We start from the raw sequence: 13759 nt of genomic DNA on the forward strand, positions 1-13759 counted from the left end.
TCAGTGCATCGCTCCCTGCGCCGGGATGATATGGGCGATCTGTTCGGTCGCTTCGCGCGTGCGCTCGGACAGCGTACGCACCTCGTCGGCCACGACCGAGAAGCCGCGTCCGGCATCGCCGGCACGCGCCGCTTCGATCGCCGCATTGAGTGCCAGGCGGTTCGTCTGGCTGGCGATGTCGCGGATCGTCGTGACGATTTCGTGGATCTTCTGCACGTTGTCCTTCAATTGCTGGCGCTGGTTCAGTTCCAGTTCCTGCAGATGGCGTTCGTTCAGTTCGCTGTCGATGCTGGTGAGCGCGCCGACCGCACGCAGCGGCGTGCCGTCAGCGGCGCGCCGGGTGCGGCCGCGGGCGCGGAACCAGCGGTACTGGTTGTCCTTGCAGCGCAGCCGGTAGTCGATGCAGTAGGGCGTGCGGCCGCTGCGGTCCATCAGATGGTCGATGAAGGCCTTGAACACGGCCTGCTTCTCGTCCGGATGAAGACGTGAAGCCCAGCTGTCGAGTACGTTCGGGAATTCCTCTTCGGTCTCGAAGCCGACCAGCTGGCGGAATTGATCCGACCACCAGAAGGTATTGGACGGATTGACCGGATCGCCGGCGACGACGTCCAGATCCCAGATGCCGTCGTTGAGCATTTCGCTGGCCAGCGTGAAGCGGGTCAGCGTGATGTCCAGCATGGCTTCATCTTCCCGGCGCTGCGTGATGTCGGTCATTGAACCGGCAATGCGCCGCGACTGGCCGGACGGGTCGAAGGCGGTCACGATGCGACCGCGTATCCAGCGGTAGCTGCCATCCTTGGCAGCGATCCGGTACTGCATGTCGGGCCAGCTGCCATCACGACGGTTACACCAGGCGTGGCTCAATGCCTCCAGTGTGGCCTTGCGATCATCCGGGTGCAGCCGGCTCGACCAGCTCTCGAGCCGGTTCGGAAAGTCGGCTTCGCTGTCGAAGCCCAGCATGTGACGCACGGTGTCGGACCACCAGACAGGCGCTTTCGTATCCAGCGTGCGGCTGTCGCCGGGCGTGGCTTCCCACAAACCTGCCTCGGATACAGATGCCATCATTTCGCTGCGCGTACGCGCCTGATCACCCGCCGCGCGCACTTCATTGAGCTCAGCCTTCGTGGCCGCCAGATCACCTTCCAGCTGCCGAACCTGTTCTTCCGCGACGTGCAGACCCTTTTGCAGGCCATTCAGCGCATTCGCCAGCGAACCCAGCAGCGCGCGCTGTCGTGCGCCGCCACCGGCCGGAGGTGCGTAGCCGTCGCCACGCGATGCGTTGTCTGCAATCTTCTGGATTTCCTGATGCAAGTTCGACCCGAAAAGGCTGTTCAGCATTTTTTTATTCCCCCTTTATGCGTCCGCTTGTGGCGAACCTGTAGCAAGGCGATCGGCACGCCCTGTGGATTCGTGGTTAGCGGACGCTACGGCCGGATACTTGAAGGATTTCTTCACGCTACAGGGACGATGATTGCGCAAAGAAATTCCGGACTTTGAGGCGCGACATGCTGCACTGCAGCCGGCGGATGCCTTGCGGCACCCGCCGGCTGGTCATCCGTAGCGCAGTTCGGTGGCCTTGCCCCAGAACACGCGATGCGCAAAGAAGGTGTAACCCAGGATGGCCGGCACGGTGAAGGAACAGCCCGCGAGGATGAGGTTGAGGGCAGCCGTAGAACTGGCAGCCTGCCAGATCGTGATGCGGTCCATCACGACGTACGGATAGAGACTGTAGGCCAGACCCAGCCCACCCATCAGGAACACGCCGACGGTAAGCACGAAGGGCAGCCAGCATAGCGTACCCAGCGCGCGCGCGCCCGACAGCGTCCACCACAGCGCCACAAAGCAGGCGAAGGTGGCAAACGGAATGGGCAACAGACCGATCAGTTGCGGCAGGCTGAACCAGCGTTCGGCGACCGTGCTGCTGACCCAGGGCGTGGCCAGCGAGATGAGACCCATGCCGATGATCACCGGTATCAGGGCGGTCCGGCCCCACTGTGCGGCGCGGCGCTGCAGTGCTCCATCCGTCTTGAGCACCAGCCAGCTTGCGCCCATCAACACGTAGGCGCAGGGCAGGGCGATGGCGATGGCCAGCGCGAACAGGTCATAGACCGTGCCTTCCGCGAAGCCGGTGATGAAGCGTCCGAGCATCCAGCCCTGGGCCACCGAGGTGACGGTCGAGCCGATGAAGAAGCCGCGGTTCCACAGGGGCTTGTGGGTGTCCTGCGCCTTGACCCGGAAATCGAAGGCGACCCCGCGCAGGATGAGCCCGATCAGCATCAGTGCGATCGGCAGGTAGAGCGCCGTCATCACGACACCGTGCGCCTTCGGAAAGGCGATCAGCAGAATGCCGACGCCGAGTACCAGCCAGGTTTCGTTGGCATCCCAGAACGGTCCGATGGACGCGATCATCATGTCCTTCTGGCTGTCGTCGGCACGATGCAGCAGCATGCCGACACCCAGGTCGAAGCCGTCGAGCACCACGTAGAGGAACATCGACAGGCCCATCAGGCCCATGAAAATGACCGGCAGAAATTCGGCCCAGGTCATGCTTCACCTGCCTTGCGCGCCAGTTGCGCGCCGCCCAGTACATTCGCGCCGCCGGTCGGTGCCGGGTCGTAGGTGTCCGACGGCTTTTCCGCCATGTAACGCAGCACGCCGATGTAGCACACGATCAGCGCGGCATACGTGATCAGATAGCCGGCAAGCGTCAGGGCGATGTAGGGTGCGGGCGTCGACGACGCGACGTCGGCGGTCTTGATCAGACCCTGCACGATCCAGGGCTGACGACCGATTTCGGTCACATACCAACCTGCGACGGTGGCCACCCAGCCGGAAAAGGTCATGCCGGCAATCGACGCGATCAGCCAGCGCGGCGCCCGCTCGGGCTGCCAGCCGTGGCGGCGCAGGATCCAGCACCCGACCCAGCTGACCAGCAGCATCAGCGTACCGACGGCGACCATGATGCGGAAGCCGAAGAACAGCGGCTTGACCGGCGGATGGTTCTCGAACTCGTTCAGTCCTTTCAGTTCGCCGTCCCATTCATGGGTCAGGATGAAAGAGGCCATCTTCGGAATGCCGATCGCGAGATCGTTGCGCCGTTCCGCCTCGTTCGGCAGTGCGAACAGCAGCAGCGGGGCGCCTTTTTCGGTTTCCCACACACCTTCGATTGCAGCGATCTTCTGCGGCTGGTGCTGCAGCGTATTGAGGCCGTGCATGTCGCCGACCACGATCTGCACCGGAATCAGCAGGGCGGCCAACGTCAGCGCGGCACGCAGCGCCACCGCACTGGACGGGTTCGCCTTGCGACGCAGTACCTGCCAGGCCGACACGCCCGCCACGAGGAAGGACATGGTCAGAAAGGAAGCCAGCAACATGTGCGCGAAGCGCCACGGGAAAGACGGATTGAAGATGATTTCCAGCCAGCTGGTGACGTGGAATTCGCCGTCGATGATTTCGTAGCCGACCGGCGTCTGCATCCATGAATTGAGCACCAGGATCCAGAAGGCACTCATCGTGGTGCCGAAGGCGACCAGGAAGGTGGCCAGCATATGTATACGTTCGCTGACGCGGCCATGGCCGAACAGCATGACACCGAGGAAGGTCGCCTCGAGAAAGAAGGCGGTCAGCACCTCGAAGCCCAGCAGCGGCCCGGCGATGTTCCCGACCTTTTCCATGAAGCCTGGCCAGTTGGTACCGAACTGAAAGCTCATCGTGATGCCGCTGACGACGCCCAGCGCGAAAGTAAGCGCAAAAACCTTGGTCCAGAAGCGGTAGGCCGTCAGCCAGGGGCGCTGGTTTGTCTTCAGCCAGCGCCAGCGCATGAACAGCAGCATCCAGCCGAGCGCGATCGTGATGGTCGGAAACAGGATGTGGAAGGTGATGTTGGCCGCAAACTGGATGCGTGCCAGCAGGACGGGATCGAGATCCATCAGGTCACTCCTTGCTGCCGGATTTGAGCTGGCCGGTCAGTTCCAGCAGTTTCTGTACCTTCGAACCCATGCGCATGAGTTTGGCGAGCGTCTGGGCATCGAGCCGCTGCACATCGTCAAACCAGGTGCTCATCAGGTCGATCAGGTCATGCATGCTGCGCATGCGCTCCTGCGCAATGCGATCGGCTTCGCTGCCCGGTTCTTCAAGCAACGCGCTGCGCAGCATGGTCAGCGTGGGTTCCATCTCGCGCCGTCGGCGTTCTTCGGCGAGCGTGCGGAACACTTCCCAGGCATCGGTCGGCGCCTCGAAAAACTCCCGCCGGTCGCCAGCGACGTGCTTCATCTTCACCAGTCGCCAGGACTGCAGTTCCTTCAGCCCCATGCTGACATTCGAGCGCGAACAGCCGAGCGTGTCCGCAATCTCGTCGGCGCACAGCGCAGTCGGCGACACGAAGATCAACGCGTAGATCTGGCCGACCGTGCGATTGATGCCCCAACGACTGCCCATCTCTCCGAAGTGGCCGACAAAGCTCTGTACCAGTGGTGTCATCGTGTATGGATTGCAAGGTCTGATTGGGGTTTCATTAATGTACATCAAGTTTCAGCAATTACTGAAACTTCGGTAATAAATCAAAAATCAAGGCCGTCGGACAGCATGGTCGTGGCTCGATGGAATCAAGGGCGGAGACTTGTGGCCCCGGTCTTGCTACACTCTATGGTTGTCCTTCTACGTCCCGCAGCATTTTTCCGGAGATTCACCATGGCAGCAGAACGCACCCTTTCGATCATCAAGCCCGACGCCGTCGCCAAGAACGTCATCGGCAAGATCTACCAGCGCTTCGAAGACGCCGGACTCAAGATCGCCGCATCACGCATGACCCAGCTGTCGCGCGCCGAGGCCGAAGGCTTCTACGCCGTGCACCGCGAGCGTCCGTTCTTCAAGGATCTGGTCGATTTCATGATTTCCGGCCCGGTGATGATCCAGGTGCTGGAAGGCGAAGGCGCCATCCTGAAGAACCGCGACCTGATGGGTGCCACTGATCCGAAAAAGGCTGCGCCGGGCACCATCCGCGCCGATTTCGCCGATTCGATCGATGCCAATGCGGTGCATGGCTCGGACGCGCCGGAAACGGCCGCCGTCGAAATCGCCTATTTCTTCCCCGCGCTGAACGTCTACTCGCGCTGAGAGCCGACGCGTGACCCGCACCAACCTGCTGCAGTTCGACGCCGAAGGGTTCGCTGACTTTTTCGCCGGTCTTGGCGAAAAGCCCTTCCGCGCGCGGCAGGTCATGCGCTGGATTCACCGCAATGGCGAGGGGGAGTTCGCTCAGATGAGCGACGTCGCCAAGTCGTTGCGCACGAAACTCGAACAGATCGCTTGCGTGGAGGCACCGGTGCCGGTGCGCGACAGCACCAGCACCGATGGCACCCGCAAGTGGTTGATCGATGTCGGCGCGGGTAATGCGATCGAAACCGTCTTCATTCCGGAAGAGCGTCGCGGCACGCTGTGCATTTCGACCCAGGCCGGCTGTGCGCTGGACTGCGCGTTCTGCTCGACCGGCAAGCAGGGCTTCAACCGCAATCTCGAGGTATCGGAAATCATCGGCCAGCTGTGGCTGGCCAATCGTGCGCTGGGTGCGATACGCGGTGGTGAGAATGATGGCGAACGTGTGATCTCGAACGTCGTGATGATGGGAATGGGCGAACCGCTGGCCAATTTCGATGCCACGGTGAAGGCGCTGCGCCTGATGCTGGATGACAACGCCTACGGCTTGTCGCGTCGTCGGGTGACGGTGTCGACCTCCGGCATCGTGCCGGCCATGGACCGCCTGGGCGAAGCCTGCCCGGTCGCGCTGGCTGTTTCGCTGCATGCGCCGAATGACGCGCTGCGCGACGAACTGGTGCCGATCAACAAGAAGTATCCCTTGCGCGAACTGCTGGCCGCGTGCGTGCGCTACCTCGATCACGCGCCGCGCGATTTCATCACCTTCGAGTACGTAATGCTCGACGGCGTGAATGACAGCGATGCCCATGCGCGCGAGCTGATCGCGATCGCGCGTCAGGTGCCGTGCAAGTACAACCTGATTCCGTTCAACCCGTTTCCTGCGGCACCCTTCGGGCGGTCGTCGAAAGAGCGCATCCGTGCGTTTTCGGACATCCTGATGGCAGAGGGTATCGTCACGACCACACGCAAGACACGCGGCGACGACGTAGACGCCGCTTGCGGGCAACTTGCCGGCCAGGTGCTCGACCGCACCCGACGTACGCAGAAAACCATTCCACTCGTGGAGGTTCCAGCACGGTGACCAGATTTTCAGCAGGTGTTGCAACTGTCCTGTCGCTCGCCGTTTTGCTCGCCGGATGTGCGGGCGGTCAGGGCGGGAATACAGCCGGTCCCACGGGCGGCAATCCGAATACGACGACCACGGTGCAGAGTCGCACCGGTGCGCAGTCGTCGGAGTACAAGCCGATCGAACCCATCGTGACCGGCGCCGCGCGCACCCGTGCAAAGTCGCATACCGAACTCGGCATGGCCTATCTCGAAGCGGGCAATGTGGCGGTGGCGCTTGAAGAAGGGCGCACGGCGCTGCGCGATGACTCGTCCTACGGCCCGGCCTACAACCTGATGGGTCTGGCGCATATGTATCTTGGCGAGAAGCAGCAGGCGCGCGACAACTTCGAACGAGCCTTGCGTCTGGCATCGAGCGATCCGGACATCAACAACAACTACGGCTGGTTCCTGTGCCAGGACGGCGACACCGCACGTGCGATGCAACTGTTCAACGAGGCGGTCAGGAATCCGCTGTACGCCACACCGACCCGTCCGTACACGAATGCGGGGTTGTGCGCGCTGCAGGCGAATGACCTGCAGACGGCGGAGGTGAATTTCCTGCTGGCGATCAATGCTGATCCGGGCAATACGCAGGCGATCTATAACCTGTCGGCGCTGCTGTATCGCAAGGGCAGCTATCTCGAGGCGCGCAAGCAGTTGAGCAATTTCCACGCGCAGCGCGATTCGGTGGCGGAAAGTCTCTGGCTTGCGGTGCGTATCGAACGCAAACTGGGCGACAAGGTGTCAGAGGCCGGTTTTGCCAGCCAGTTGCGCCGCCGGTTTGCCGGTACGCCTGAACACCAGCAACTGATGCAGGGGAACTACGACTGATGTCTGAGCAGGACGAAGTGGTCGATCTGCCGCGCGATGCGCCAACAGGTTCGGTCGGCACCCGACTGAAGCAGGCGCGCGAAGCGCGTGGCATGTCGATCGACAGTGTCGGACGTGCGATCAAGCTGGCACCGCGTCAGGTGGAAGCCATTGAAGCGGATGATTTCGACAGCCTGATGAGCCCCACTTACGTTCGGGGTTTCATCCGGAACTACGCAGCGCTGATCGGTCTGGACGCGCAGACTCTGCTGGGCAGTCTCGACCAGCAGCATGTACGAGCCACGCCGCAGCTGATTGAACAGGCCAATGTCGGCGTCGCCATGCCGGTGCAGTCGGCCCGGCGCAAGTGGCTGTTGCCGCTGCTGGCGATGAGCGTTCCGGTGCTGGCAGGCCTTGCCTTGTATGTATGGTTCGAGTTCTGGCCGGCCGATGTGCCGGTCGCCGGTCAGCCAGACATTTCGCTGCTTGATCCGTCGCCGCTTGACGGCTCGGCATCCCCGGAAGTACCGGGCGGAGTCCAGTTCGATCCGGCCGATGCATCTGCCAGCGACGTATTGCCGTTGCCTGCTGAATTATCGAGTGAAGCGGCCCCCGCCACTGTCGTCCAGGCCATGTCATCGGAGGCAGTTGCCGCGGTGGCCCCTGGACAGCACCGACTCGAATTCACTTTCAGTACGGACTCGTGGGTGGAAATCCGCGACGCCAACGACGCCATCCTGCTTTCGGACCTGAACCGGAGCGGCAGCACGCGGACGGTCAATGCCACCTTCCCGGTCTCTCTGGTCATCGGAAACGCGCGTTCCGTGACCTTGAAGGTCGATGGACAGCCGCATGACCTGGCGCCGTCGATCAAGGTTGATGTCGCGCGACTGAGGCTCGAGTAATGGGTGATCAAGCAATGAGCTCGCTGGTCCGCCGCGCGACGCGTTCAGTCCGGGTAGCGGGCGTCACGATCGGTTCGGTAGCGCCGGTCGTCGTACAGTCGATGACCAATACCGACACCGAAGACCACATTTCCACCGCCATCCAGGTGGCCCAGCTGGCACGCGCCGGTTCGGAGATCGTGCGCATTACGGTGAATACGATGGAGGCCGCGGCCGCCGTACCGCGGGTGCGCGAGCAGCTGTTGAAAATGAATGTGGATGTGCCGCTGGTCGGTGATTTCCACTTCAACGGCCACAAGTTGCTGCGCGAGCATCCGGCCTGCGCCGAGGCGCTTGACAAGCTGCGCATCAATCCGGGCAATGTGGGCAAGGGCAGCAAGCGCGACGAACAATACGCAGCGCTGATCGACATCGCCTGCCGTTACGACAAGCCGGTGCGTATCGGCGTGAACTGGGGCAGCCTCGACCAGACCTTGCTGGCGCGCGTGATGGACGAAAACGCCCGCCGGCCGCAGCCCAAGGACGCCATCGAAGTGATGCGCGAAGCCATGGTCACGTCGGCGCTTGAAAGTGCGGCCCAGGCAGTCGAATGGGGCCTGTCGCCGGATCGCATCATCCTGTCGTGCAAGGTGAGCGGCGTGCAGGACCTGATCGCCATTTACAGCGAGCTGGCAAAGCGCTGCGACTACCCGCTGCATCTTGGTCTGACCGAAGCCGGCATGGGGTCCAAGGGCATCGTCGCGTCGACCGCGGCGATGGCCGTACTTTTGCAACAGGGCATCGGCGACACGATCCGCGTATCGCTGACGCCCGAACCGAACGGCGACCGCACGAAGGAAGTGATCGTGGCGCAGGAAATGCTGCAGACCATGGGTCTGCGCGCCTTCACGCCAATGGTCGCAGCCTGCCCGGGTTGCGGACGCACCACGTCAACCTTCTTCCAGGAACTGGCGTCCGACATCCAGCACTACGTGCGCGACCGGATGCCCGACTGGAAAACGCAGTACGACGGCGTCGAACGGATGACGCTGGCCGTGATGGGCTGCGTCGTCAACGGCCCGGGCGAAAGCAAGCACGCCAACATCGGCATTTCGCTGCCTGGCACAGGCGAAACGCCCGTTGCACCGGTATTCGAGGATGGCGAAAAGACCGTCACGCTGAAGGGCGACAACATCGCCGCCGAGTTCCGCGGCATCGTCGACGCCTACGTCGCCCGTACCTACACCAGGAAGATCGCCGGCACGACCGGCGCCTGAACAAAGAACAATGAGCAAACTGCAAGCCGTTCGCGGCATGAACGACATCCTGCCGGACGAGGCAGAACGCTGGGAAGCCTTCGAAACCATCGTGCGCGACTGGCTGCGCGCCTACGGATACCGGCCGATCCGCATGCCGCTGCTCGAGCACACGCCGTTGTTCAAGCGCGCGATCGGCGAAGTGACCGACATCGTCGAGAAGGAAATGTATTCATTCGAAGACGCGCTCAATGGCGAAAACCTGACGCTGCGCCCGGAAGGTACGGCGTCCTGCGTGCGCGCCGTGACCGAACACAACCTGCTGTACGACAGCCCGCGCAAGCTCTGGTACATGGGCCCGATGTTCCGCCACGAACGGCCACAGAAGGGGCGCTACCGCCAGTTCCATCAAGTCGGCGTGGAAGCGCTCGGCTATGCCGGACCCGATGTCGACGCCGAACTGATCATGATGTGCCAGCGCCTGTGGGACGACCTTGACCTGATGGGTATCCGGCTGGAAATCAATTCGCTCGGCTCACCCGAGGAGCGCCTGCTGCATCGCGCCGAACTCATCGCCTACTTCGAGGCGCACCAGGAACAACTGGACGAGGACGCGAAGCGCCGCCTGCACAGCAATCCGCTGCGCATCCTCGACACCAAGAACCCGGCCATGCAGGCGCTGGTCGAGGCGGCGCCGAAGCTTTCCGACTATCTGGGCAAGGAATCGCTGGCGCATTTCACCGCCATCCAGGACACGCTGCGCGCCGCCAATATCCCGTTCCGCATCAATCCGAGGCTGGTGCGCGGCCTGGATTACTACAACCTCACGGTATTCGAGTGGGTGACCGACCAGCTTGGCGCCCAGGGAACGGTGTGTGCCGGCGGCCGCTACGACGGACTGGTTTCGCAGCTCGGCGGCAAGCCTGCCCCGGCAGCCGGCTTTGCAATGGGCATCGAACGTCTGCTGTCGCTGTGGAATCCGGTACAGGCCGACGCGCTGATCGAACGTCCGGAAGCGTATGTCGTCCACTCGGGAGAAGGCGTCCAGGCGGAGGCATTCGCGCTGTCGGAGCAGCTGCGCGACGCGGGCTTCGCCACGCTGATGCATTGCGGCGGTGGCAGCTTCAAGTCGCAGATGAAGCGCGCGGATGCATCCGGCGCTGCGGTCGCGCTGATACTCGGCGAAGACGAAGTGGCATCGGGCGATGTCACCTTCAAGCCCCTGCGCGGGGGTGACCAGATGCGCATCAGCCGTGACGACGTGGCCGAACATCTGGCCATGCTGCTGCTCGGTGGCGACGACACCGACGACGAAGAACCGTTGTTGCACTGAAAATCAATCTACAACCGGAATAACCGGACAGGAGTCCAGGACATGGCAGCACTCGATCTTGAAGAACAGGAACAGCTTTCGACCATCAAGGCCTGGTGGGCGGCGTGGGGCAACCTGATCACCTGGACGGTGATCGCGGTTTCAGCGTCGCTGATCGGCTATCAGGCGTGGAACTGGTACAGCCGTGACCAGTCGGTGAAGGCCAGTGTCGTGTTCGACGCGCTGCAGGATGCCGCACTTGCCGGTGACCTGAAGAAAACCCGCGAAGCCTCCGGGCAGCTGACCGAAAATTTCGGCGGCAGCGCATACGCGAGTCTGGGCGCGCTGCTGTCGGCCAAGCTGCATGTCGACAACGGTGACACCAAGACCGCCCGCGCACAGCTGGAATGGGTGAAGGCGAATGCGCCGGAAAACATGCTGCGCGACCTCGGCCGCCTGCGTCTGGCGTATGTGCTGATCGAGGAACAGGCGTTTGACGACGCAAACAAACAGCTCGACGGCAAGGTCGATCCCACGCTTGAAGCGCGCTTTCTCGAAGCGCGCGGCGATGTGCTGCTGATGCAGGACAAACGGGACGAAGCCCGCACCGCCTATCAGTCCGCACTGACGAAGATCGACGAAAACGCCAAGGCAGGCGGCGCGCTGTCCGGCGCTGCACCGCAAGGCTATCGCAATGTGGTCGAGATCAAGCTCGATGCGGTCGGTGGCGCCCGGTGACGCGACTGACCGTTTTACTGGTGGCCAGCGCCCTGCTTGCGGGGTGCGGCTCAACGCTCGACAGCCTCGACAGCCTCAATCCGTTCAGCGGCCCGCCCAAGCCCAAGATGCCGGTACTCGAGCCGCTTGAAGCCAGTGTTCCGGTGACCGAACTGTGGCGCTATGACGTCGGTCAGTCCGGCAATTCGGTTTTCGAACCTGCGGTGATCGGCAAAAGTATTTTTGTCGCTGCGCGTGATGGCACGATCGCCCGACTGGACGACGGCAGGCAGGTCTGGAAGATCAACGCCGGCAAGCCCTTGTCGGGTGGCATCGGCGCCAATGAGCGGCAACTGGTCGTGGGCACTGAAAAGGGCGATGTGCTGGTGTTCGACCTTGATGGCAAGCCGCTTTGGGAAGGCCTCGTGAGCTCCGAAGTACTCAGTGCGCCGCTGGTGACCGATGACATGGTGTTCGTGCGCAGCGCCGACAGCCGCGTTCAGGCGTTCACGGCGATCGATGGCACGCGCCAGTGGAATTACCAGCGACCGAATCCGTCGCTTACGCTGCGCACCCACGCCGGTGTGATCAGCACGCCGTCGCTGTTGATTGCAGGGTTCCCGGGCGGCAAGCTCGTTGCCATCAACCGAAGCACAGGTGTAGCGGTGTGGGAATCCAATGTGGCACTGTCGCGCGGCGCGACGGAACTGGAACGCATCGCGGACGTATCCAGCCTGCCGGTCATCGTCGGCCGCGATGTGTGCGCCTCGGCCTTTCAGGGGCGTGTGGCATGCTTCGAACTGAGCACCGGCAAATCGATCTGGACACGCGACATATCGAGTGCCGCCGGCATCGATATCGACGCCCAGAACCTGTACGTCAGTGACGACAATGGCGCCATTCACGCGCTGGATCGCTCGACCGGCGCCAGCGTGTGGAAGCAGGACAAGCTCAAGCGCCGCTATCCAGGACGACCGTTGGCGCTCGAAGGCGCTGTAGCCGTCGCCGATGGCGAGGGGCTGCTGCATCTGCTGAGCACCGAGAATGGCGCCTTCATCGCCCGGGCCAAGGGTGACGGCAGCACGGTCAATGCGTCGCTGCGCCCCTACGGCACCGCTTTCGTGGCGCAGAGCCGCGCCGGCATCGTGCGGGCCCTGTCGGCCCGCTGAGGATCTAGCTTGAAACCCGTACTGGTACTCGTAGGTCGCCCCAACGTCGGTAAATCGACGCTGTTCAACCGGCTGACCAAAACCCGAGACGCCCTCGTCGCCGATTTCCCCGGTCTGACGCGCGACCGTCATTACGGCACCGGCCGCCTCGGCGACCGGCCGTTTCTCGTGGTGGACACCGGTGGTTTCGAGCCGACCGCCCGCGACGGCATCATGGTCGAAATGGCGGCACAGGCTGAACAGGCCATTGCCGAAGCGGATGTACTCATATTCCTCGTCGATGGCCGGGCCGGCCTGACTGCGCACGACCGGGAGATTGCGGCCCGGCTGCGCCGTGTCGGCAAGCCGCTTGTGGTTGCGGTGAACAAGGCGGAAGGCATGCGGCAGGAAATCGTCGCCGCCGAGTTTCACGAGCTCGGCCTGGGTGAGCTGCACGTGATTTCCTCGGCCCACGGCGAAGGTGTGCGCAGCCTGCTGGACCACTGCCTGAGCGGGTTTGCCGACGACGACGAGGTGGAACCGGATGACCGGGTACCGAAGATTGCCGTGGCCGGTCGCCCGAACGTCGGAAAATCGACGTTGATCAATGCGTTGCTGGGGGAAGAGCGTGTCATCGCGTTCGACCAGGCCGGTACGACGCGCGACGCGATCAGCATCCCGTTCGAACGCAACGGCAAGCGCTACACGCTGATCGATACGGCCGGTCTGCGCCGCAAGGGACGGGTATTCGAAACGATCGAGAAGTTTTCGGTCATCAAGACGGTGCAGGCGATCGAACAGGCCAATGTTTGTGTGCTGGTGCTCGATGCAACGCAGGAAGTGTCCGATCAGGACGCCCATATCGGCGGTTTCATCGTCGAAAGTGGCCGTGCGCTGGTGCTTGCCGTCAACAAGTGGGACGCCGTAGACAGCTACCGGCGCGAAATCTTCAAGCGTGAAATTGCACGCAAGCTGGGCTTTCTGGGCTTTGCGCGCCATCTGTACATTTCTGCGCTCGAAGGCCTCGGGGTCAGTGGCCTGTTCGGCGCTGTGGACGCCGCTTACGCAGCTGCGATGACCAAACTTCCCACGCCGAGGCTGACGCGCGCGCTGCAGGCGGCGGTCGAGAAACAGTCGCCCCCGAAGCACGGCCTGTTCCGGCCCAAGATGCGCTATGCCCACCAGGGCGGAATGAATCCGCCGGTCATCGTCATCCACGGCGCCGCACTCGAACATATTGCTGAAAGTTACCGGCGCTATCTCGAACACTATTTTCTGGAAATATTCCGGCTTCAGGGCACGCCGCTGAGGGTCGAATTCCGCACCGCGCACAATCCGTTCGTCGCATCGAAGAAATGATGACGAGATCGG

Annotated in this window: 13 protein-coding genes; 9 read left to right on the top strand and 4 right to left on the bottom strand. The window is 62.7% G+C overall.

Going from position 1 to position 13759, the window contains the following annotated elements:
- The 4 genes from Q8Q80_RS09985 to Q8Q80_RS10000 form a co-directional block, all read right to left on the bottom strand.
- The gene (locus Q8Q80_RS09985; protein WP_305632773.1) at positions 1–1338 is read right to left on the bottom strand and encodes a PAS domain-containing protein; all 1338 of its coding nucleotides are present in this window, start codon (positions 1336–1338) and stop codon (positions 1–3) included.
- A 213-nt stretch (positions 1339–1551) separates the two neighbouring features.
- Complete coding sequence (locus Q8Q80_RS09990) at positions 1552–2547, bottom strand: cytochrome d ubiquinol oxidase subunit II (protein ID WP_305632774.1); 996 nt, start codon at positions 2545–2547, stop codon at positions 1552–1554.
- The gene (locus Q8Q80_RS09995) at positions 2544–3929 is read right to left on the bottom strand and encodes a cytochrome ubiquinol oxidase subunit I (protein ID WP_305632775.1); all 1386 of its coding nucleotides are present in this window, start codon (positions 3927–3929) and stop codon (positions 2544–2546) included. The genes Q8Q80_RS09990 and Q8Q80_RS09995 overlap by 4 nt, the downstream gene beginning before the upstream one ends.
- A gap of 4 nt (positions 3930–3933) precedes the next feature.
- Positions 3934–4479, bottom strand: a complete 546-nt coding sequence (locus Q8Q80_RS10000; protein ID WP_257078457.1) for a GbsR/MarR family transcriptional regulator — start codon at positions 4477–4479, stop codon at positions 3934–3936.
- Between the two features lie 210 nt (positions 4480–4689).
- Here Q8Q80_RS10000 and ndk point away from each other — a divergent pair, with 210 nt between their 5' ends.
- From ndk to der, 9 genes are all read left to right on the top strand, one after another.
- Positions 4690–5115, top strand: coding sequence for a nucleoside-diphosphate kinase (gene ndk / locus Q8Q80_RS10005; RefSeq protein WP_069037375.1), 426 nt, complete (start codon positions 4690–4692; stop codon positions 5113–5115).
- 10 nt (positions 5116–5125) lie between these two features.
- A complete protein-coding gene (rlmN, locus tag Q8Q80_RS10010) occupies positions 5126–6235 on the top strand; it encodes a 23S rRNA (adenine(2503)-C(2))-methyltransferase RlmN (RefSeq protein WP_305632776.1) in 1110 nt (369 codons plus the stop codon).
- Between the two features lie 122 nt (positions 6236–6357).
- On the top strand, positions 6358–7092 hold the full coding sequence (gene pilW / locus Q8Q80_RS10015) for a type IV pilus biogenesis/stability protein PilW (RefSeq protein ID WP_305632777.1): 735 nt from the start codon (positions 6358–6360) through the stop codon (positions 7090–7092).
- Entirely contained in the window at positions 7092–7976 is an 885-nt protein-coding gene (locus tag Q8Q80_RS10020) for a RodZ domain-containing protein (RefSeq protein ID WP_305632778.1), read from the top strand. The genes pilW and Q8Q80_RS10020 overlap by 1 nt, the downstream gene beginning before the upstream one ends.
- Positions 7977–7990: 14 nt before the next feature.
- Positions 7991–9232 (top strand): flavodoxin-dependent (E)-4-hydroxy-3-methylbut-2-enyl-diphosphate synthase, encoded by a 1242-nt coding sequence (gene ispG, locus Q8Q80_RS10025; RefSeq protein WP_305632779.1) that lies wholly within the window; start codon positions 7991–7993, stop codon positions 9230–9232.
- 10 nt (positions 9233–9242) lie between these two features.
- Positions 9243–10544: a histidine--tRNA ligase gene (gene hisS, locus Q8Q80_RS10030; protein WP_305632780.1), complete on the top strand. Its 1302-nt coding sequence runs from the start codon at positions 9243–9245 to the stop codon at positions 10542–10544.
- A gap of 42 nt (positions 10545–10586) precedes the next feature.
- A complete protein-coding gene (locus Q8Q80_RS10035) occupies positions 10587–11261 on the top strand; it encodes a tetratricopeptide repeat protein (RefSeq protein WP_305632781.1) in 675 nt (224 codons plus the stop codon).
- Positions 11258–12409 (top strand): outer membrane protein assembly factor BamB, encoded by a 1152-nt coding sequence (gene bamB / locus Q8Q80_RS10040; protein ID WP_305632782.1) that lies wholly within the window; start codon positions 11258–11260, stop codon positions 12407–12409. Before Q8Q80_RS10035 ends, bamB begins: the two co-directional genes overlap by 4 nt.
- A gap of 9 nt (positions 12410–12418) precedes the next feature.
- A complete protein-coding gene (gene der, locus Q8Q80_RS10045; protein WP_305632783.1) occupies positions 12419–13747 on the top strand; it encodes a ribosome biogenesis GTPase Der in 1329 nt (442 codons plus the stop codon).
- Positions 13748–13759 lie beyond the last annotated feature (12 nt).

The organism is Methyloversatilis sp., assembly GCF_030698125.1.
Lineage (GTDB): Bacteria > Pseudomonadota > Gammaproteobacteria > Burkholderiales > Rhodocyclaceae > Methyloversatilis.

Bases quoted from the DNA above. Each gene is read 5' to 3' on its own strand.
- Q8Q80_RS09985 (WP_305632773.1), bottom strand. From the start codon at position 1,338: ATGCTGAACAGCCTTTTCGGGTCGAACTTGCATCAGGAAATCCAGAAG.
- Q8Q80_RS09990 (WP_305632774.1), bottom strand. From the start codon at position 2,547: ATGACCTGGGCCGAATTTCTGCCGGTCATTTTCATGGGCCTGATGGGC.
- Q8Q80_RS09995 (WP_305632775.1), bottom strand. From the start codon at position 3,929: ATGGATCTCGATCCCGTCCTGCTGGCACGCATCCAGTTTGCGGCCAAC.
- Q8Q80_RS10000 (WP_257078457.1), bottom strand. From the start codon at position 4,479: ATGACACCACTGGTACAGAGCTTTGTCGGCCACTTCGGAGAGATGGGC.
- ndk (WP_069037375.1), top strand. From the start codon at position 4,690: ATGGCAGCAGAACGCACCCTTTCGATCATCAAGCCCGACGCCGTCGCC.
- Q8Q80_RS10020 (WP_305632778.1), top strand. From the start codon at position 7,092: ATGTCTGAGCAGGACGAAGTGGTCGATCTGCCGCGCGATGCGCCAACA.
- ispG (WP_305632779.1), top strand. From the start codon at position 7,991: ATGAGCTCGCTGGTCCGCCGCGCGACGCGTTCAGTCCGGGTAGCGGGC.
- hisS (WP_305632780.1), top strand. From the start codon at position 9,243: ATGAGCAAACTGCAAGCCGTTCGCGGCATGAACGACATCCTGCCGGAC.
- Q8Q80_RS10035 (WP_305632781.1), top strand. From the start codon at position 10,587: ATGGCAGCACTCGATCTTGAAGAACAGGAACAGCTTTCGACCATCAAG.